We start from the raw sequence: 21,140 nt of genomic DNA on the forward strand, positions 1-21,140 counted from the left end.
CCTCCTTAAAGTGTGTCATTTAAGCTAAACAAAATCTCAGCGTTATATCCACCATTATTGATCGTTCTGGACTGTTCTGGGGTAATCTTTAAGAAAAATCCTGCATCATTAGCCCAAGTGATCATGTTATTAAATTTTGCTGGATTTGGTCCACTGTTGTACAGTTCCACAGCCTGACCTTTAATCATCTGCTGAGTGGAGCTTGCACTTGTTTGTTTAAACATTAGAACATTTGATAAGATAGATTTATCTTGGGTAAAGTCTTTGGTCACAGTAGCAGTAATTGCCCATCTCTGACGCAGATTATCTCTACGGCTATCATCAACTTGAATCCCCCAGTTTGGATCGCTTCGATTCATCTGAAGTTCTGTCTGCACAGGTACTGTAGCCGTACCAAAATCTAAATTATCTTTAACATCCCAAATGAAATCGCCGGTTGGCAACTCCTGATTCACGACATAAATCGTTAATTTTTTTGTGCTAGAATTATAGTTCAATGTTAAGCCTTCACCAGTGATTACTTGGTCTCTATTTATTGTGTAGTAAGTCCCGTTATAATAGACTCCTTGAGCAAAAACACCGAACTCGGCTGTTGGCTGTCCATTTTTCCAAGTATTATAGTCTTCATTAACTGTTTGTACTTGTTTTAACTGATAAAAATTCTGTGTAGATATCGTATTTTGGGGAAATGTGACTACACTTGGATTTATTGCGTTGACTACTGAAGAGTTACTCCAGCTGCCTCCTTTAGCTAACAGTTCAAATGGTTTGGCTCCCGTTTGAAAAGGCATTGCCTCTCCATTTTGATTGCGAACGATTACTTCCAACGAAATCGGTTCAATTCTGGGTGTAATTGACACTGGAACCTGTACATTTTTTGTATAAGTTATCCCTTCGTAAGTTGCTGTAATTTTCACTGTATAGGTAAAATTTCCGACTGTACTAGTATCTAGTTTACTCGGTGAAAGATACGAAACGTTATAACGCACAGATATAGGTGGTCCGGGAATAGCTCCTCCTCCGCTTACTACTGTAAGTGTTACCCCTCTAACCCAGCTATTCAATTCCGTTTGAGTTAATGTCGGCGTACTACCTTGTACGAATGTTTTCGTTCCATTTGGTAAACCTGTTAATTGATAAACTGCGGGTCCTGTAATTGTCACCGGTACCGTTACGTTTGTAGTATAGGTTTTCCCACCAGAAGTTGTTTGAACTCTAACTTGATAATTTTTAGTTGTTCCTGCCGCTGAAGCACTTGTATTAACTGTTGTCGGTGAAACTAATGTCACTGAATAATTAGAAGAAGCGACTGGTGACGAAGTGCTTCCTTCGTTCAAGTAAACATTTGTAACCCATGTTTTTAATTCAGCGCTACTTGGCTGAGCAGTTCCTTGTGGATAGGTTTGACTAATAGGTGAAGCACTCAACGTTAATGTTGGACTCGGAATCAATTGATTACTTAATGTGTATATCTGAGTCCCTGTTGAAGTCTCTGTTAAGACTTTTGATGACGTAATAAAAGCAGGATCATCCTGGCTAGTTGGCTGTTTATAGCCATTTGGCGCTTCTATTTCACGGAATCGAAACGCTCTATCGTTTCCTTGGCTACCCCAATATTTAATCGCATTTATATAAGAATCATTTAGGGTGATTTGACCTTGTGAATCCGTTTTCCACTGACTTGGTTCCCCACCTGCTGTAAAGTGTTTCCAAGTGTTTTGTCCCGTAAAACTTTCCAGTTGAAAGGTAGCCCCTGCCAAGGGTTTTCCACCATCACCTGTTTTATTCAAGACAATTTTAAGTGGACTAACAGCAAGTTTTTTATTAGTCAAAGAAACAGTCGTAGCTTGATTTTTTGTTATTTTAAATTCTGTTGCAAATGCTGCCGCACTTGTTGTTGACTCTGAACCCGATCCTGGAAATGCTGGTGGTTGTTCATAGCCATTTGGTGCAGTAATCTCACGGAAACGATATTTCGTATTAACTGAACTTCCCTGATTACTCAAGAGTAGGTTTAACAGTGTTTGGTCTGTAATAACGATTTGACCAGACCCATTTGTTGTATACTCAGCCGCCCAATTCTTCCAATTTCCATCTGTACCTAAGCCTTGGATAACAAATTTCGCTCCTGAAAGTGCTGCACCAGTGCTAGCATCTGTTTTATTCAACGTCAATTTCATATCAGCTGTCGGCTGAACAAAATTGATGTGTGCCGTTTTATTAATTGGATTTGTTTCCAGTTGATATCTAGAACCTTTATAGGTTATACGAACCGTATAAAGAAAATTGCCAGCAGTACTGCTATTCCAAGTATTTCCCAGTGTAATATCGTAATCATTAGGTGACAACAATTCTAACGGTTGACCATTTTGATAAATACGAACCTGATTATCATACCAGCTTTTTATCGTAGCATTACTTGGTTGGCTAGTTCCGACATTAAATGTTTGATTTGGTGTAAAATTGGTTACTAAAGTATAGGACGATTGAACGATCGCTCGTTTATTTGTTAAAGTGAAGAGCTGTTCGCCCTGAGTATTACTGGTGATTACTTTTTCAGCCGTGATAAACTGGTTTGAACCATTTGGTGTCTGATATCCGCTAGGTGCTTGTGTTTCCACAAATCGAAATGATTGATTATTACCATCTCCACCATATTGTGAAACAGCATCCAAGACTGATTGTGGTAATGTAAACTCACCATTGCTGCCTGAGACATAGTCATTTGTTACACCTGGTACTTCAAACCCATCCCAATTACCATTCGACCGTTTCGTTTGGAATTGGAAATGTGCACCCGCAAGAGCTGCACCACCTTCTCCAGTTTTTCTTAACTTGATGGTCATCGGTATTTTGGGTATTTTTTTGTTTGTCAATGTGAATAATTGTTCACCATCACTATCTTTTGAGAGCACTTTTTCAGCTGTAATAAATTGACTTGAACCATCTGGAGTCATATAGCCATCAGGTGCTTTAGTTTCAACAAAACGAAAGGCCTGATTTTCTCCGTTATTTCCTAACGCTTCCACAGCATTTAAAACTGCTTGGGGTAGTGTTAGGGTTCCATCGCTGCCTGTCACGTAGTCATTTGATTCATTCAATACATTAAATGCAGCCCATCTGCCTTGTGAATTCTTACTTTGAAACTGGAAATGAGCATTTGCAAGTGCAGCTCCACTTTCATCTGTTTTCTTAAGCTTGATAGATAATGGGTTACTTTTTTGATACACAGCCGCCATCGTAAAGGTCATTGCAGTGAATTCTAACCCTTGATAATACTCTGGTGCAACCGCTGGTATACCATTCCACATCACTTTTGCATTTCCAGAAAGGGTATCTCTTGTAAACCAAGTAAAATAAGAATAACCATTTTCAAAGGTAGTCCATTTCCATTTACCTACACCATACGTTTGGTTTAGCATTGCAGTTAGTCTACTTTGTAAGGTACTGTAGCTAGGTAGCGCTTGCCCAATTGAGTATGCTTCACTTGATGTATTGGAGACAAATGCCAGTGACCAGCCCTTTGGGACGATAGCCGGGCTGACATAAGTGTAAGCGCCTTTGTTATCAACTGTTGCCCACGTTAGATTAACTACAGGGAATCTAGGCTGTATTTGTAGTAATTCTGTGCTCTTTTGAAGAGATATGTCTGATGTCAGATTATTCAAAGTACCCTGATTTTTTATCTGTGTTTCAGCTGATTGATCAACTCTCTCATTTTCTTTTGCACTAATTTTTCCATTTGCAAGTAAAAAACTAAATAGTATTAAGAAGACCAAACCAAGTGCACCAAACAATCGTGCATTTTTTTTGAGGTGTAAGCCTTCTTGCTTTTTCTTCACATTCATTCCTCCCTCCTTTAAATCCTACTGACTTTTTAGTGTTTATTCCCCCTTCAATCATAGATTTAATCGTCTTTACTTGAGCTTCTGTAATTTTAGTCTCACAGATTCCTTTCACTATATCTTTATACCAAGTCAAAGGCTGATCCCCGGCACTCCAACGGGTATAGCAGTTTATGTATTAAACTTTTTTTAATTGTTGTGTTATACAAACTACTTGCTGTATATGAGACAAATGCATCTCTTCTTTACTCAATCTGATTAGCTGTAGTGTTCGACCATACCCTTTACATTTATAAGAAAGTTTTTCGATGAAATTTAGCCAGAAAGAATCGCATAAAAAGCGAGCTTCACCATAGTTAGGTACCACTATAAATTGATATTTTTTTACCAGTTGAGTTGTTAGTTTATGCAAGTAATCTTCTCTTTTTTGATACAATTTATTTTGTAGCCTAATGACCTTCTGCCTTTGTTTTTGATAATTTTTAGCTTGATTTAAGTTAACTTGTTTCATTGTGCAATAGTCTTTTAGTTTTTCTTGGCGTGCCATTTCATATTTCAAGCGTCTAGTATATTGATACTCAAGTTTTTCTTTGTCAATATAAACCCCATTTGATAAATAAAAGCTCCCCGATTTCGTTCGGGTGATTATTACTGAGGAATGATTTTCAACTAAATGCCTTTCTTTTTGGCAATATAAAACTGAAAGAGAATAGTTATCCATCTCTTCTCTTATGATTGAGATTCTGATTACTTTTCCTGTTATTTTTTGCGCAGGTTTCATTTTGACCAATCCAGTTTTCCTGATATAAATACAATTGTCTCGAACACTAATTTTTTTCTGGACTGGTTTGTATGAGAGCTTCTGTCTGCAGTTGTCCTCTTTGCTCAAGGTACGCCATAAACTAGACGATTCGTTAAACATTTCTTTAAGGCTTTCTTTTTGCATATGATTAGGGTATAGCTTGAAACGATAAGATCTATATATCATCGTTTCTGTCACCTCTCTAGCTTCATTTTATTATATGAATACAGCTGTTTATTGATTTTACGTTTAGTTTTCCTCTATACCTATTTGATTATGTTAAGCATAGTAAGGAAAGCAAAACTTTTTTCACATTAGCCAGGCATCATACTAAACATATAGCCTTTCCCATGGATATTTCTGATCTTTCCTGGACAAGAACCTGCTGATTCTAGCTTATCTCTTAAATGAAAAACAAGGTTAACGATTCTGTTTTTTTCTACTGCATCTATATTTCCCCAAATTCTTTTACTGATCTTGTCATAGTCAAGCGTTCGATTATTAAACTCGACAAATAGACCCATTAATTGAAATTCTAAATTTGTTAACTCTACTACTTTCCCATCTGAAAATTCAATGTTTCGATTTGCTTGATTAAGATTTATACCGCCTACTTGATGGTTATCTTTTTCAACATTGAAAAAATTGTGAATGGTCCAATAAATTTCTTCCTCTGTTTGATGTTCTATATCAACAATAATACTGGCTCCTAATTGCAACAAAAATAACCTGTTTTCCGAAGTAAGCGAATTTGATTGTACACAAATAAAACAATTTGAATTTTTACGAATAGTTAAAATCCATTGGCAAACATGGATCATATTCGTTTGTTCATTGTCTACAATCACAATACCATCAAAATCGGAAAATCGATTGTGGTTATCTGACACTTTACAAAATTTAAACTGGACATCACTTTCTTTGAAATAGTTTTGCTGCTGCGATTTAAATTCCCCAGATAATTGAATAAGACCGATTGTTGTCATGTTTTTTCTTCCCTTCTACGGTTTTATAGTATTAATTTCTTAATTAAAAATAGCTTTTGAGTGACATATTATTCCATCTTTACCTACACTAGAAAATCGATCCTAATGTTACAAGAATGATTAGATGTCTAGATGAATTTGATGAAACAGATAGTAATTTATCTATTTCATTTATAATCAAATTTAAATTTCAGTTGCATCTTTTTAATCTTGTTTGCATAATACCATGCTAAATGGAAAATAGCACATAATAGTTTAACGTTTTTTGTTTACTTTTTTAAATTTTTTTGTTATTTTATTCAAATAAGTATTTGTATTTTTCCCATTATATTCTTCTGTAAAATATATGTAATATTGGCTCTAACTTTATTATCAAACGCTTCCAACTAACCCCAAAAAATTTTAAAAAAGTTTATTCCTCAAATAAATATCGTACATATATTTATAAAAAAAGTAACACAGATTAAATTTTTTTTTTTTTATCAAAATAGAGAAAGTTCCTTGACTCTTTTGATAAAAAATTCCAGAAGTCACATACAACGTACTGTATAAGTGATTTCACGTTCATAGATTGCTATAGGCAAACAGCTAAAAAATGGAATCTTATTATGATTTTTTCTATTTTAATTTTTTTAATGTAGGAAGTGAATCTTTAGTAAAGGATGTGTATTTGGAATCTAAAATAAAATTTCAATTTAGTGTTTACATCGTAATTGATATGAATTTGAGGATAATTTGGTCAACCAATTCTCATCACCCTTCGCTTTTATGTATTTTAATTCTTTGTGAATTCATATACATTTTATGCTGACCAACTTTTTATATTACACAAATAAAAAAACAGCAGTCTCTTTAGAAAGATTCCTGCTGCTTCAACTATACTATTTTGATTTTTGGTTTGTTATCAAGTACTTTTAAGGTTTAGCCTCTTGAACGACTACATGTTCAACTTGTCTATTTATTATAAATTTTAGGACCTTTACGCATGTTTCTACGGTCATTTTTTGGCTTCTCCATTTTTTCAGAGCGGCCTCCACCTTGTTTTTTCTTGATCAATTCAAGCATTTTTTTCTTTGTATCCATTACTGCACCGCCTTTGTTAACAGAGTAACTGACTCGATATGAGTCGTTTGCGGGAAGTTATCCACTGGTTGGACTTCTTTTACTTCAAAGCCGCCTTCAACGAGTAATGCAAGATCTCGTGCCAATGTTGCTGGATTACAGCTAACATATACAATACGTTCAGGTTTTGTTTCGATCAATGTTTCTACTAAACTTGCTTCTAAGCCTTTACGTGGCGGGTCAACGATCACAACATCAGGTTTGATGTCATTTTCGATCATTCTTGGTAATGCTTCTTCCGCTAAGCCAGCTGTGAATGTTGCATTCGTAATATTGTTTAGTTTTGCATTGCTTTCAGCATTTTTCGCTGCTTCTTCGATTACTTCAACACCATAAACGTGTTTCGCATCTTTTGCTAATGTTAAACCGATTGTACCGATCCCACAATAAGCATCTACAACGATTTCTTCACCAGTCAATGCTGCGTATTCTTTCACTTTGTTATACATTACTTCTGTTTGCTGCGGATTTACTTGGTAGAATGAACGAGAAGAGATTTCAAATTTCAAATCAAAAATCGTATCGATCATTTTGTCTTCTCCATGTAAAAGAATCGTCTCATCTCCAAAAATCACGTTTGTCTTTTTAGAATTGACATTTTGCACGATGCTGACAACTTCAGGCAACGCTTCTAAAATATCAGGAATGATTTTACTTGTTGGGAATAATTTTGGTGTTCTAGTGATTAAGACTACCATCATTTCCCCAGTGTGATAACCACGACGAACGACGATATGGCGCAAGTTACCAGTATTATCTGATTCGTTGTATGGCTTGATGCTATAACGTCTCATGATATCACGGATTTTGATAACTGCCTCATCGATTTTAGGATCTTGAATATAGAAATGTTCTAATGGAATTAGATCATGACTATTTTTTCTGAAGAAACCAGTTTGCAGTTTGTCTTCGATTTTTCTTACTGGGATTTGTGCTTTATTACGGTATCCCCAAGGATTGTTCATCCCTAGTGCATCCAATACTGGAACATCTGGCAATTTCGCTACACGTTGCATCACGTTTTTCACTTGGTCTGTTTTGAAAGTTAATTGTGCACCATAAGCTAAATGCTGTAATGGACTGATCCCAACTTTAGTAAAGTTTGCATCTTTAACTGGTACACGGTCTTCGCTTGATTTTAAGATAGTCAAAACTTTTCCGTAGCCGAAACTTTTGCCGACCTTCAAGACTTTGATTTCGACTTTTTCACCTGGCAAAGCATTTTCTATAAAAAGTGGATAGCCGTCAACTTTGGCAACACCCATTCCTTCATGTGTCAGATCAATAATATCAACTTCGATTGTTTCATTTTTGTTCACTGGAAAATTATTCATAAGTCGCTCCTTCTTTAATGCGCTTCTCTCATTCTAATGAAAAAATGCTAGAAAAGCAATAGAGAGATTGTTTCTACTGTTAAAAGAAGTAAAAAATCATTCTTTCTATTTAATCGATTTCCGCTAGTTTATTTTCAATTAGCTGAACCACTTGTTTTTTTGCTTCTTTACTTTCGATAAAATCGTACTTATCCCCATCAATTTGGATTTTTGGACTCTCATTATATTCTTCAAACCATTTTTCATAACGGCTATTTAATTCTTTATAATAATCATACAAAGCTGGATCTTGTTCTACTTGCTCATAAGGTCGTCCTCGTCTTTGAATGCGTTCCAACATTTTAGGGAAGGATATTTTAATATGCACTAGTAAATCTGGACGCTTTTTATTTGCCGCAAAAGGTAGTTCTTGCAGCATATTTTCTAATAAAGAATCATACACTTTCACTTCAGTCTCATTTGCTCTTCCTAAATCAGCATTTAAATGGAACAATAAAGAATCTTCATAGATAGAGCGATCCAATACATTGTTTTCATGAGAAAGTGCTTGTTTAATACTATCAAATCGTTTATTTAAAAAATAAATTTGTAGTAAAAATGCATATTTTTTAGGATCTGCATAAAATAAGGGCAACACTTCATTATCATCAACTGATTCATAAAATGCGTCCGACCCCAAATGTTCTGAAATAATTTCTGTTAAACTAGATTTTCCTGCACCAATTGTGCCTGCTAAAACGATCACTGCCATCAAACTCCCTACCTATTAATCATTATTTTTTTTAATTTTTAACCAATGTATCATGCCATAAATAGAATTGATCGTATACATACAGTACATCACGAACAACGCATAATCGCCACCTGCATGTGTGCCTGCTCTAAACCATAACATTATAGAAAATACATTACCTAATAACCAAAAAACGAATTGCGACTGATATCTTTTGATCATCAGTAGCATTGCTGTTGCTGATACACTGAATGTGATGGCATCTAGCATTTGCTGAGCATCATTGACGAATCCTAAAATAGAATAAGCAACAACACCGATTCCCAGCCAAACGAACCCTGCATAGAGCCATTGAATACCTTTCAAGGTTTTTACCTCTGTCACATTACCAGATCCATCTTCGCTGACTTTTAACCAGGTATACAGCCCTGTAATATCCATTACAATATAAAAACTCTGAAGTAGAACTTCAGCGTATATCCGTGTTTTAAACCCGAAATATCCTATGATTAGTGCACTTATAAAACCGAATATATAATTGCTGGCTTTTCCCTGGGCAATTAAGTTCACACAGATAATACCTGATAAACCACCTACTAATGTAACCCAACTAGATGGATTAATGGTGAATGCGACTAATTGCACAAAAATCATCATAAATAAAAAGAGATAATTCTTTCTATCCCAGCTTTTAAAATCATTTATAATAAAATTGAACCCCATATCAAACAAACCTTTCATTTCTCCTATTTATCATGTTCTGCAGAGATGACGACTCATTTAATTTACCGCTGTTTCAATCACAAGTCAATGAGAATTCTTATCAAAAAATTGATTATGAGATATTTTTTATACAACATATTGTGTTTTTTAATTTCAACAATCTATATATTGTATATAAATTGTTTTTTCATTCTCCACTTAAATCTAGCAAAACAAAAAAAGAATCTAAGACAAATTTGCCTTAGACACTTTTTTTATTTTGAAAGATTAACCAATTTTCCCATTATTATCAATGTCTTCCTCAGTCAAACGTTCAACTTCTTTTACAAACTCTTTACTTGTTTCAAGATACTCATCTTCCTCTTCATCGTAATCCTCTAAGACAGAGCCCATGATCGCATTAGACGGAATTGCATCTGCATTGGCAAACATTTCAATATGTTGGTGTAAATTCGTAAATTCCATTGGTGCATCACCGCCATACTCTCCATCTAAGTTAATCATCATACGACTATCCGGTTCAAGCGTTTCAGCATGTAAATGACTTGTTTTTGTATAGATTAATCGATTATCTTCAACGTGTTTACCACCGTTGAGCATCAATGCTGCCAAGTGTAAAATTTCAAACACATTAGCAGTTTTTACGATAATCAATGAAAATTTCCCATCATCAAGCTTTGCATCAGGGGCAATTTTTTCAAAACCACCAACTGAGTTGGTCAGCCCTAAGAAAAACATTGAAGCATTGCCTTCATAAACACCCTCATCATACTCCATCCGCATTTTGACTGGTTTCACCCGAGGCAACATTTCTGCGCCTTTTGCTAAATAAGCCAAGTAACCGAAAATACTTTTAAGTTCTGACGGAACTTCATAGGTTAGCTCAGTTAAATGACCACCAGCCGCAATATTGATAAAATAACTATCTTTTGCTTTACCAATATCCATTTTGACGGTTTGATTTTTTTTGATGACTTCAGCGGCTTTAACAATATTGTCTCTAGGAATTTTTAAGGCTCTTGCGTAATCATTGGTTGTTCCAGCAGGAATGATCGCCATAGACGGTCGTTTTTCTAGAGGAGCAATGCCATTAACGACTTCATTGATCGTTCCGTCGCCGCCTGCCGCAACAATTAGGTCGAAACCCAATTCTGCAACTCGGCGTGCTTCATTCTTCGCGGAATTTTCATCTGGAGTTGTGGCAAAAGCACTTGCTTCATATCCGCATTCTTCCAAAACAGAAAGAATATCAGCTAGATTTTTTTTGACTAGCTCTTTACCTGAAGTTGGATTATAAATCACTCTTGCTTTTTTCATAATCATCTGCTGCTTTCTAGCGTTTTGCCAATTCTTCTTGTAACAATTTATTCACAATGCCTGGGTTGGCTTGGCCTTTCGTTGCTTTCATGATTTGACCCACTAAAAAGCCAACTGCACGGTCTTTGCCGTTTTTAAAATCATCTACTGATTGTTGGTTATTATCTAATACCTCATTGATGATCGGTAACAATTGTGATGGATCAGATAATTGAACTAAGCCTTTTGCTTCAACGACTTCTTTCGCATTACCACCATTTTCAATCAATTCTTTAAAGACTTTTTTAGCGATTTTAGAACTGATCGTACCATCTTCGATCAATGTGATCATTCCTGCTAAATTAGCAGGCGTTAATTTAGTATCTGGTAACTCGATTTTTTCACTATTTAAATAAGCTGAAACTTCACCCATCAACCAATTAGATACTTGTTTTGCATCTGCACCTTCATTTAATGCTGCTTCAAAGAAATCTGACATTTCTTTTGTTAATGTCAGAACCATTGCATCATATTCTGGCAAACCTAGTTCTTTGATATAACGAGCACGTCGAGATGCCGGCATTTCTGGTAAGCTGTGACGAACTTGTTCAATCCACTCATCATCGATTGCAAAACGGGGAACATCAGGTTCTGGGAAGTAACGGTAGTCACTTGAGCCTTCTTTAACACGCATCAATAATGTTTTGTTTGTTGTTTCATCAAAACGGCGTGTTTCTTGTTGGATTTCTCCACCAGATAATAACACTTTTGCTTGACGTTTTTCTTCAAAAGCAAGACCTTTTTTCACAAAACTCATTGAGTTCAAGTTTTTAAGCTCTGCTTTTGTTCCAAATTCTTCTTGACCATACGGACGTAATGAAATATTGGCATCACAACGCATTGAGCCTTCTTCCATCTTCACATCTGAAACGCCTGTAAATAAGATGATCGAACGGATTGCTTCTAAATAAGCATAAGCTTCTTCTGGCGAACGCATATCCGCTTCTGAAACGATCTCGATCAAAGGCGTACCTTGACGGTTTAAATCGACATAAGAATATCCACCATCACCATGGATATTTTTCCCAGCATCTTCTTCTAAATGCACACGTTCGATACGGATGCGTTTTGTTTTGCCTTCGACTTCAATATCGATCCAACCATCATGACCGATCGGTTGATCGAATTGAGAAATTTGGTAGGCTTTGGGATTATCTGGATAGAAATAGTTTTTACGGTCAAAATGCGTATCTTTTGAGATTTCACAATTTAACGCAAGCGCTGCTTTCATTCCAAATTCAAGTGCTTGTTTATTCATGACAGGTAATACGCCTGGGTACCCCCAGTCGATCACGTTTGTATTGCTATTCGGTTCTGCTCCAAAGTGAGCTGGTGCAGGTGAAAAGATTTTAGAATTTGTTTTTAATTCTACGTGGACCTCAAGTCCGATGACAGTTTCAAAATTCATTAGTCATTCCCCCCTAAGATCACAGGTTTTTTCGTATGGAAATCAGTTGCTTGTTCAAACGCATACGCCGCTTTATACATCGTACTTTCATCGAAAGCTTTACCAATGATTTGTAAGCCGACTGGTAACCCTTCTGAGAATCCTGCTGGTATTGACATACCTGGTAATCCAGCTAAGTTGACTGGAATCGTTAATAAATCATTCATATACATTGTAATTGGATCATTGATATTTTCACCTAAACCAAAAGCAACAGTCGGTGAAGAGGGACCAATGATGATATCATATTTTTCAAAGACATTATCAAAGTCTTGTTTGATCAAGGTTCTAACTTGGCCAGCTTTTTTAAAGTGTGCATCATAATGCCCCGCGCTTAATGAGAATGTCCCAAGCATAATACGACGTTTCACTTCTAAACCAAATCCTTCAGAACGAGAATTTACATACACATCTTCAAGATTTTTGACGTTTTCAGAACGGTAGCCATAACGAATACCATCGAAACGTTGTAAGTTTGAGCTTGCTTCAGATGAAGCAATGATATAATACACAGCCACACCATATTTAGAATGTGGTAAGCTAACTTCTTCTACAGTTGCGCCTAACGCTTTAAATGTTTCTGCCGCTTTAAGCACAGCTTCACGAACACCAGCATCAACACCTTCACCTAGATATTCTTTAGGTAAAGCGACTTTCATGCCTTTGATGTCTCCTGTTAAACCAGCGGTAAAATCAGGAACTGAAATGCCAGCAGAAGTACCATCTTTTTCATCATAGCCACTGATTGCATTTAAAGCCAACGCGTTATCTTTAACATTTCTTGTCAATGGACCAATTTGATCTAAACTAGATGAAAATGCGATCAATCCAAAACGAGAAACACGTCCATAAGTTGGTTTCATACCAACGATTCCGTTAAATGATGCAGGTTGACGAATACTGCCACCTGTATCAGTTCCTAAAGAAACAGGTACTTGACCCGCTGCTACAGCTGCGGCTGAACCACCAGAAGAACCTCCAGGAACCTTAGTATGATCCCAAGCATTTTTTGTTTTCTTGAAGTACGATGTTTCTGTACTTCCACCCATCGCAAATTCGTCCATGTTCAATTTCCCAACAGGAATCATGTCTGCTTGATAGACTTTATCCATAACGGTTGCATCATAAATAGGATTGAAGTTGTGCAACATTTTTGAAGCTGCTGTCGTTAAAATATCTTTAGTTACGATATTATCTTTGATCCCAATTGGAATACCTGCTAAAGGATTTGATTCAGTAATGCCTTTAAGATCGATTGCTTTTGCTAATTCTAAGGCTTTTTCATCAGTAATTGTAATAAATGAATCCACATCTTTTTCTGTCTCATTGATGCGGTTCAAGGTTGCATGTGTTAAATCAGTTGCAGTGATTTCTTTTGAAACAAGTAAATCATGCAATTCTGTTAATGACTTATCGTATAATTTTTCCATTATGCGCCAGCCTCCCCATTGTCGATAATTGCTGGCACTTTGATGTAGCCATTCTCTGATTCTGGTACGTTTTTCATTAACTCATTACGATCCATACCAGGCGTTGCTACGTCTTCTCTCATTACATTGATCGATTGCGCAACGTTAGAGGTAAATGGAACACCCTCTGTATCTACTTCTTCTAATAATTCCACCATGTCGATGATTTTGCCTAATTGATCAGTAAAGTCTTTTAACTCCTCATTGGAAAAAGACAGTTTGGACAATTTGGCTACATGTTTTGCTTGTTCTTCACTGATTGCCATGGATACCCTTCTTTCCTTTAGAAAAACTCACTCAAGAGTTCACTAGTTCATTTTTATACTGTTAAACGACGTTTTGCGTTAAAAAACAGCTTTTTTCTTATTCTATCATAAAATTCTAAGAATTTTTGAAAGAGATGGCAGAAAATAGCCTGAAAATGTAAAAAATAGCACCGAATATTCGATTTGCTTCATTTTTAAGCTATTCGTCTACTTCTTTTGTGTAGCTATTATCTATTGCTGTGACCATTTGCTGTTCATCCCACACCTCGACACCAAGGTCTTGTGCCTTTGTCAATTTACTCCCAGCTTCTTCACCTGCAACAACAATATCTGTTTTTTTCGAAACACTACCGGTTACTTTTCCGCCTAGATTTTCGATTTTTTCTTTTGCTTCTTCTCTATTGTAATGTGTAAGTTTTCCAGTTAAAACAACTGTTTTATCCTTGAATGGCGATTCCACAGCCTCTAATTGAGATGTGCGAATCCCTTTATACTCAAAATTCACACCAGCTTTGGTCAGTTCATCCATCAATTCGTGTACTTCTTCATTTTCAAAATAAGTCACTAAACTATCCGCGATGATCTCACCCATCGAATCTAATGCCACGACTTCTTCTTTGCTTGCTGTGCTGATTGCTCGTAGATCTCCAAAATGTTCTGCTAAAACTTTGGCTGCTTTAGAACCTACATGACGAATCCCTAACCCAAAAATCAAGCGTTCAACAGAATTATCACGACTTGCAGCAATAGCTTGATAGATATTATTGGCAGATTTTTCTTTGATTTTTTCTAACGTCATCAATTGCTCTTGTGTTAAAAAATAGAGATCAGCTACATCAGCGACTAGCTCTTTATCATACATTTGCTCTAATACGCGCGGGCCTAAACCATCGATGTTCATTGCGTTTCTAGAGACAAAATGATTTAATCCTTCTTTGATCTGAGCAGGACATTTTGGATTGATACAACGCAAAGCAACTTCTTCATCCAGATGAACTAATTCACTATTACAAACTGGACAATGGGTTGGAATTTCATAAGGTTGACTATTTTCATCCCGTTTTTCCGTCAATACTTGCGCCACTTCTGGAATAATATCGCCAGCTTTGTAAATAATCACCGTATCATTCAAACGAATATCTTTCATCGCAATGAAATCAGCGTTATGCAAACTTGCACGGCTAACAGTCGTACCTGCTACACGAACGGGCTGCATCACAGCTGTCGGCGTTACGACACCTGTACGGCCAATCGTCCATTCGATTTCTTCCACAATTGTTTGTGCTTCTTCTGGTGGAAATTTATACGCAATTGCCCAACGAGGTGCTTTGACAGTGAAACCTAATTCGTCTTGAATCGTGAATTCATTGGTCTTGATCACAATTCCATCGATTTCATAAGGTAATTCTGAGCGTTTTTCATGGTATTCTTCTATATATGCCCAAACTTCATCAATCGTTTGACATAGTTTTTTTTCAGGATTGGTTCTAAAACCAATTTCTGATAATTCATTTAGTGCATCGTACTGCGTTTGTGCCGTCATTGGTCCAAAATCAGCCACCGTGTATAAAAACGTGCTGAGATTTCTTTTGGCAACCATACTTGTATCTAATTGACGCAAACTGCCAGCTGCCGCATTTCTTGGATTCGCAAAGACATCTTGTCCTGCTTCTTCTCGTTCTTTATTCAAGTTAACAAATGATTGTTTTGGCATATAACATTCGCCGCGGACTTCAACTGAAATTGGCTTTTTCAGCTCTAAAGGAATCGATTTAACTGTTTTTAAATTTTCCGTGATATTTTCACCAACAGTTCCATCACCACGAGTTGCACCTTGAATAAATTTACCATTTTCATATTTTAACGAAATAGCTAATCCATCGATTTTTAGCTCACAGCAATAACTGACAGGTTTTCCAGCTAATTTTTGGACACGTTCATCAAAATCGTAAATATCTTCTTTACTAAAACCATCATTTAAACTATACATCTGCACTTCATGTGTGACTTTTTCAAAGCCTTGTAAAATCTTCCCACCAACTCGTTGCGTTGGTGAATCAGAAGTGATCAAATCTGGATATTCGGTTTCTATGTCTGATAATTCTTTATACAAGCGATCATACACATAGTCTTCTACGGTCGGTTTGTCAGCAACGTAATATTCATGGGAATACTGATTTAATTGAGCTCGTAGTTCTTTTGCTTTGTCTGTTGCTTCGGCTAATGTTAACGGCGCTTGTGCCATGAATAATCCCTCCTAATATTAAAAAGTGGAGCAAATCGGTTAATCCTGTAGAAAATTAGCTACTTAGCATTGAAACGTTCTTTGTTTCACTGCTAAGTTATCTATTTTCATAAGGATTGATTTATCGCTTAAAAGCGTAGTGGGCTCGTCCAGCTTTGACAGAAAAATAGGAAAATATGAGGGTGCGTTTTTTTGCCACAATCAGATTTCATATTTTTTCAATCGGAGCAAATGCTGCTAATAAGCGCTTGATGCCTTTTTCTGGGAAAGCAACATCTAATTCTAGATCCTTAGCAGTTCCGCCGACACGAACGACTGTACCTGTTCCCCACGCTTTATGTCTGACTTTATCTCCTGCTTGCCACGCCATTGATTCCCCACCACTAGCAACTTTATCCGTTATTGGCTGTTTAGTCGGCTGCGCATAAGCAGGTTTAAACACTTTAGGTTCAAAGGTTCTAGCAGGTGCTTTTGGTGATGCGATCGAACCTTGTAAATCTAATAATTCTTCATCAATTTCATCTAAGAAACGACTTGGACGATTGTATTGTGTTCTTCCATATAAAGTTCTAGAAAAAGCATTGGTGATAAATAAAATTTCCTCTGCTCGAGTAATTCCTACATAGGCTAAACGGCGCTCTTCTTCTAATTCACTTTCTTCTAACATCGCACGAGATAGTGGGAAGACTCCTTCTTCCATTCCAATCAAAAAGACAACTGGAAATTCAAGTCCTTTGGCCGCATGTAGTGTCATCAGCGTCACTTGGGATGTACTTTCTTCTAAATTATCTAGGTCCGAAACAAGCGCTAAATCATTTAGAAACACTGCTAATTTTTCATCTGGCGCATCTGCCTCTTCTTCACTTTGACGTTCATAACGTTTATCAAATTCTTGTGTAACCGTTAAAAACTCATCCAAGTTTTCTAAGCGGGCTTGAGATTCTAAATTATTTTGTCTGACTAATTCTTCACGGTAACCGCTACGTTCTAGAACTTCTTTCACTAATTCGGTAATCGTCAAATAAGGAATCATCTGTGTCAAATCTTGAATCATCATTCCAAAGCTACCTAACTCTTTACCCGCCTTACCTGAAATATTTGCTAGATCCACATTTTGTGACGCTTCTAGTAATGACCAATTATGCATCTGAGAAAAACTTCTTAATTTCTCGACAGAGCTTTTTCCGATCCCTCGTTTTGGTTCATTGACTACTCGCTCGAAACTAAGTGAGTCCATTGGATTGGAAATGATATTTAAATAACCTAAAATGTCTTTGATTTCTTTACGATCATAGAATTTGTGACCGCCGACCATCGTATAAGGAATATTGGATTTAAGCAACATTTCTTCCATTACCCGAGATTGGGCATTCGTCCGATATAAAACCGCAAAATCACCATAGATACGGTCTTTTTCACGTATTTCTTTTTGGATCTGTCCTACGATAAACTGCGTTTCATCTCGCTCGTTATCACCGCGATAATAAACGATTTTTTCTCCGTCAGTATTTTCTGTCCATAATTGCTTGTCTCGACGATTGCTATTGTTTTTGATTACATTATTGGCTGCATCTAGAATTTTTTTAGTAGAACGATAATTTTGTTCTAGCATGATTACAGAAGCATCAGGATAATCTTTTTCAAAATCTAAGATATTCTGCATATCTGCTCCACGCCAACCATAGATACTTTGATCAGCATCACCCACGACACATAAATTTTTGAAACGTGCCGCCAACATATTGACTAAAGTGTACTGAGCATGGTTGGTATCTTGGTACTCATCTACATGAATATAATGGAATTTATTTTGATAGTATGTCAATGAGTCTGGATGCTCATTAAATAAACGAATCGTATTCATGATCAAGTCATCAAAGTCCATACACTGATTATTTCTTAATTCTTTTTGATACATCTTATAGCACTTTGCGACAACTTCTTCATAAGGTGTCCCTTGTAATTCCTCGACTTTTTTTGGCGTCTGCAACTCATTTTTAGCGTTACTGATCGTGCCTAGAATCGAGCGAGGATCGTATTTCTTTATATCGATGTTGAGTTCATTCAAAATCCGTTTCATCAACGTTCGCTGTTCAGAAGTATCAATGATCGTAAAATTACGATTATAGCCGATATGATCGACATCACGACGTAAAATTCGTACGCACATTGAGTGAAATGTCGAAACCCAAACATCATTTCCGCCAACTTCTAATAATTTTCCAACTCGCTCTCTCATTTCTTTTGCGGCTTTATTGGTAAATGTGATCGCTAAAATATTCCATGGGTTGACATCTTTTTCTTCAATTAAATAGGCAATACGGTGAGTTAAAACTCTTGTCTTCCCACTACCTGCGCCCGCCATAACTAATAAAGGCCCTTCAGTATGTAGAACGGCTTCTTTTTGTCTCGGATTCATACCTTGGATCAAGGCGTTTTCTTGTGCCATCATCAACGTCCTCTCTCTTTTTCAATCTTATACATTATACCAAAAAAAACACAAAAGCTGAACAGATTGAACAAACCTTGCGTAATAACATACAAAAAAGTTTAATCGTACTTCTCACAATGGATTTTTAGATCATTATGCACAGCTAAATCCGTCAAACTAGATTATAAAAGTAAAATTCTTTAATAGCGATCAAAAATAATAATTACACAAAATAGTTAAATAATATAAGCTTGGGACTTGAATTACGTTCCGTTTCTAATTTTAAGTTTTTAAACAGTTCTTCTATCTTTAAACTATTCGAGTTCAATAACAAAAAAGTTTTTTTCGAGGAGGGACATTACAACTTGCTGAACAAGCTAGAAAAAAGATAAGCAGTTAGAATGATTAAAAACAAACTGCGCAAATAAACAATATTTAACTATCTAATAATATGTACCTACATCCATTAATTTAAGCAATAGATAGTCACTTTGTATACTGATCGACAATTAAAATGATCGGTTAATTTTTAGAAAAAGATAATTTAACGGACTAACCACATGAAATAAAAACACACTAAAAGACGAGAGATTGAAAAGAGCCAATCGAAGTGTTCTCTATCACTGATATATAAATGCTTAAGTATCTCTAGCGCAAGTTATTAGTACCAGTAGTTTAACGTCATTTTTATTCCATCAGCATTTAGTCTACGGTCAATTTATTGCTGATAGTAATTACTCTTGATTAACCCAAAAAGCACCCGTATCATTTGATATAGGTGCTTTTTACAGTATCTTTACTCAAAAATGGAAACAAAAGAGTCCCATTTTTATTAAATAATCTTATCGCAGCCAACGAAAAATAATAATATTCGTAGAACTTCAATTATCTCAATTCCACTTTGTTTGGGCTTAGTATTCATAGAATAAGGACGAGACAACATTTATTATCAGCGATCTATAAAATATTTTCTCCGTTACTCGCAATCACTTGCTGGTACCAATCAAACGATTTTTTCTTTCTACGTTCCAAGGTTCCATTTCCTTCATCATCTTTATCTACATAAATCAACCCATAACGCTTTTTCATCTCACCTGTTGTGAATGAAACAACATCAATACAGCCCCAGACAGTGTAACCAATCACTTCAACACCATCAATTTCAATTGCTTTTTTCATTTCACTAATATGTGCAGCTAGATACTCAATTCGATCATCATCTTGAATGACTTCTTCTGATAGATCATCAACCGCACCAAACCCATTTTCCACTATAAAAATCGGCAACTCGTATCTTTCATAAAGTGTATTCAGAGTGTATCTCAAGCCCACAGGATCGATAGGCCAATCCCAATCTGTTGATTTAATATACGGATTAGGTGTACTGCCAATAAAACCCGCACCTGTTGTATCTTCTTTTTGAGTACTGTCTACTGCATGAGAAACATAATAACTAATACCGATAAAGTCAACCGTTCCTTCTTTTAAGTCGCTAAGGTCTTCTTCAGTTATTTCTACATGTATTCCTTTGGCTTCCCATTCTTTCAAAATATAATTTGGATAATGACCTCGAACAGAAACATCGCCACAAATCGTACGAGAATGCATGACTCGATTCGCAACCAGCAAATCTTCTGGCCGACAACTATATGGGTAAACTGGACTCCATGCTATCATACAGCCAACTTGTAATGACGGGTAGTTTAGTTTAACAAATTTTTTGACTCTAGCGCTCGCTACTAACTCATGATGGAGCGCTTGGTACATGATTTCTTGTCTATTATCTTCTGGTTCAAATAAAAGACCTGAGTTCGTATATGGAAATAGAAATGACTTTGTATTCATTTGATTATTGATTTCATTGAATGTTAGCCAATGATTGATTTTTGCATGGTATCGGTTGATAACCGTTTTAGCATAGTGAACAAATAAATCAATCAATTTACGGTTTTTAAATCCGCCATATGCTGTAACTAAATGATATGGCATTTCAAAATGGCTAAGGGTTACTACTGGCTGAATATTATACTTCAACAATTCATCAAAAATGGTATCATAATACGCCAAACCTTTTTCGTTTGGCTCTTTTTCATCTCCATTAGGAAAAATTCGTGACCACGCAATCGACATCCGAAATGTTTTAAAACCTAGTTCAGCAAATAGTGCAATATCTTCTTTATACAAGTGATAATGATCGATACCAGAATGATTTGGATAATAGATATCCTCTTGAATTGACGACGTAATTTCTCTAGCCCTACTATGAGATCCAGCTGTTAGTACATCACAGACACTAACTCCCTTCCCATCCTGATCCCAAGCACCTTCTATTTGATGCGCTGCAACTGCTCCGCCCCAAAGAAACGTTTCTTTCATCACCA

General features: G+C 36.2%; 14 protein-coding genes. All 14 read right to left on the reverse strand.

Going from position 1 to position 21,140, the window contains the following annotated elements; all coding sequences use genetic code 11:
- Positions 1-5 precede the first annotated feature (5 nt).
- The gene (locus tag BCR21_RS04655; protein WP_069645327.1) at positions 6-3,848 is read right to left on the reverse strand and encodes a SpaA isopeptide-forming pilin-related protein; all 3,843 of its coding nucleotides are present in this window, start codon (positions 3,846-3,848) and stop codon (positions 6-8) included.
- Positions 3,849-4,023: 175 nt separating this feature from the next.
- Entirely contained in the window at positions 4,024-4,626 is a 603-nt protein-coding gene (locus tag BCR21_RS04660) for a transposase (protein ID WP_167351764.1), read from the reverse strand.
- Positions 4,627-4,961: 335 nt separating this feature from the next.
- Positions 4,962-5,633, reverse strand: a complete 672-nt coding sequence (locus tag BCR21_RS04665) for a winged helix-turn-helix domain-containing protein (protein ID WP_069645329.1) — start codon at positions 5,631-5,633, stop codon at positions 4,962-4,964.
- A 954-nt stretch (positions 5,634-6,587) separates the two neighbouring features.
- Positions 6,588-6,716, reverse strand: a complete 129-nt coding sequence (locus BCR21_RS17255) for a hypothetical protein (protein ID WP_010760640.1) — start codon at positions 6,714-6,716, stop codon at positions 6,588-6,590.
- The gene (gene rlmD / locus BCR21_RS04675) at positions 6,716-8,089 is read right to left on the reverse strand and encodes a 23S rRNA (uracil(1939)-C(5))-methyltransferase RlmD (protein WP_069645330.1); all 1,374 of its coding nucleotides are present in this window, start codon (positions 8,087-8,089) and stop codon (positions 6,716-6,718) included. The genes BCR21_RS17255 and rlmD overlap by 1 nt, the downstream gene beginning before the upstream one ends.
- A 109-nt stretch (positions 8,090-8,198) precedes the next feature.
- Positions 8,199-8,840, reverse strand: coding sequence for a deoxynucleoside kinase (locus BCR21_RS17175; RefSeq protein ID WP_069645331.1), 642 nt, complete (start codon positions 8,838-8,840; stop codon positions 8,199-8,201).
- 15 nt (positions 8,841-8,855) lie between these two features.
- Positions 8,856-9,545, reverse strand: a complete 690-nt coding sequence (gene pnuC / locus BCR21_RS17180) for a nicotinamide riboside transporter PnuC (RefSeq protein ID WP_069645565.1) — start codon at positions 9,543-9,545, stop codon at positions 8,856-8,858.
- A gap of 267 nt (positions 9,546-9,812) precedes the next feature.
- Complete coding sequence (locus BCR21_RS04690) at positions 9,813-10,862, reverse strand: diacylglycerol kinase (protein ID WP_069645566.1); 1,050 nt, start codon at positions 10,860-10,862, stop codon at positions 9,813-9,815.
- Between the two features lie 16 nt (positions 10,863-10,878).
- Positions 10,879-12,309 carry an Asp-tRNA(Asn)/Glu-tRNA(Gln) amidotransferase subunit GatB gene (gene gatB, locus BCR21_RS04695; protein ID WP_069645332.1) on the reverse strand — a complete coding sequence of 477 codons (1,431 nt, stop codon included), beginning with the start codon at positions 12,307-12,309 and terminating at the stop codon, positions 10,879-10,881.
- On the reverse strand, positions 12,309-13,778 hold the full coding sequence (gene gatA / locus BCR21_RS04700) for an Asp-tRNA(Asn)/Glu-tRNA(Gln) amidotransferase subunit GatA (protein ID WP_069645333.1): 1,470 nt from the start codon (positions 13,776-13,778) through the stop codon (positions 12,309-12,311). Before gatA ends, gatB begins: the two co-directional genes overlap by 1 nt.
- Complete coding sequence (gatC, locus tag BCR21_RS04705) at positions 13,778-14,083, reverse strand: Asp-tRNA(Asn)/Glu-tRNA(Gln) amidotransferase subunit GatC (protein ID WP_069645334.1); 306 nt, start codon at positions 14,081-14,083, stop codon at positions 13,778-13,780. Before gatC ends, gatA begins: the two co-directional genes overlap by 1 nt.
- A 199-nt stretch (positions 14,084-14,282) precedes the next feature.
- The gene (gene ligA / locus BCR21_RS04710) at positions 14,283-16,328 is read right to left on the reverse strand and encodes an NAD-dependent DNA ligase LigA (RefSeq protein ID WP_069645335.1); all 2,046 of its coding nucleotides are present in this window, start codon (positions 16,326-16,328) and stop codon (positions 14,283-14,285) included.
- 208 nt (positions 16,329-16,536) lie between these two features.
- The gene (gene pcrA / locus BCR21_RS04715) at positions 16,537-18,780 is read right to left on the reverse strand and encodes a DNA helicase PcrA (protein ID WP_167351765.1); all 2,244 of its coding nucleotides are present in this window, start codon (positions 18,778-18,780) and stop codon (positions 16,537-16,539) included.
- Between the two features lie 936 nt (positions 18,781-19,716).
- A complete protein-coding gene (locus BCR21_RS04720; RefSeq protein ID WP_069645336.1) occupies positions 19,717-21,135 on the reverse strand; it encodes a 6-phospho-beta-glucosidase in 1,419 nt (472 codons plus the stop codon).
- Positions 21,136-21,140: the final 5 nt, after the last annotated feature.

The organism is Enterococcus ureasiticus (assembly GCF_001730285.1).
In the GTDB taxonomy this organism is placed as follows: domain Bacteria; phylum Bacillota; class Bacilli; order Lactobacillales; family Enterococcaceae; genus Enterococcus_L; species Enterococcus_L ureasiticus.

Excerpts from the sequence above, each read along its gene's own strand:
- BCR21_RS04690 (WP_069645566.1), bottom strand. The coding sequence starts at position 10,862 with ATGAAAAAAGCAAGAGTGATTTATAATCCAACTTCAGGTAAAGAGCTA.
- BCR21_RS04665 (WP_069645329.1), bottom strand. The coding sequence starts at position 5,633 with ATGACAACAATCGGTCTTATTCAATTATCTGGGGAATTTAAATCGCAG.
- gatA (WP_069645333.1), bottom strand. The coding sequence starts at position 13,778 with ATGGAAAAATTATACGATAAGTCATTAACAGAATTGCATGATTTACTT.
- gatC (WP_069645334.1), bottom strand. The coding sequence starts at position 14,083 with ATGGCAATCAGTGAAGAACAAGCAAAACATGTAGCCAAATTGTCCAAA.
- BCR21_RS17175 (WP_069645331.1), bottom strand. The coding sequence starts at position 8,840 with ATGGCAGTGATCGTTTTAGCAGGCACAATTGGTGCAGGAAAATCTAGT.
- BCR21_RS04720 (WP_069645336.1), bottom strand. The coding sequence starts at position 21,135 with ATGAAAGAAACGTTTCTTTGGGGCGGAGCAGTTGCAGCGCATCAAATA.
- ligA (WP_069645335.1), bottom strand. The coding sequence starts at position 16,328 with ATGGCACAAGCGCCGTTAACATTAGCCGAAGCAACAGACAAAGCAAAA.
- pnuC (WP_069645565.1), bottom strand. The coding sequence starts at position 9,545 with ATGGGGTTCAATTTTATTATAAATGATTTTAAAAGCTGGGATAGAAAG.
- rlmD (WP_069645330.1), bottom strand. The coding sequence starts at position 8,089 with ATGAATAATTTTCCAGTGAACAAAAATGAAACAATCGAAGTTGATATT.
- BCR21_RS17255 (WP_010760640.1), bottom strand. The coding sequence starts at position 6,716 with ATGGATACAAAGAAAAAAATGCTTGAATTGATCAAGAAAAAACAAGGT.
- gatB (WP_069645332.1), bottom strand. The coding sequence starts at position 12,309 with ATGAATTTTGAAACTGTCATCGGACTTGAGGTCCACGTAGAATTAAAA.
- BCR21_RS04655 (WP_069645327.1), bottom strand. The coding sequence starts at position 3,848 with ATGAATGTGAAGAAAAAGCAAGAAGGCTTACACCTCAAAAAAAATGCA.
- BCR21_RS04660 (WP_167351764.1), bottom strand. The coding sequence starts at position 4,626 with ATGAAACCTGCGCAAAAAATAACAGGAAAAGTAATCAGAATCTCAATC.
- pcrA (WP_167351765.1), bottom strand. The coding sequence starts at position 18,780 with ATGATGGCACAAGAAAACGCCTTGATCCAAGGTATGAATCCGAGACAA.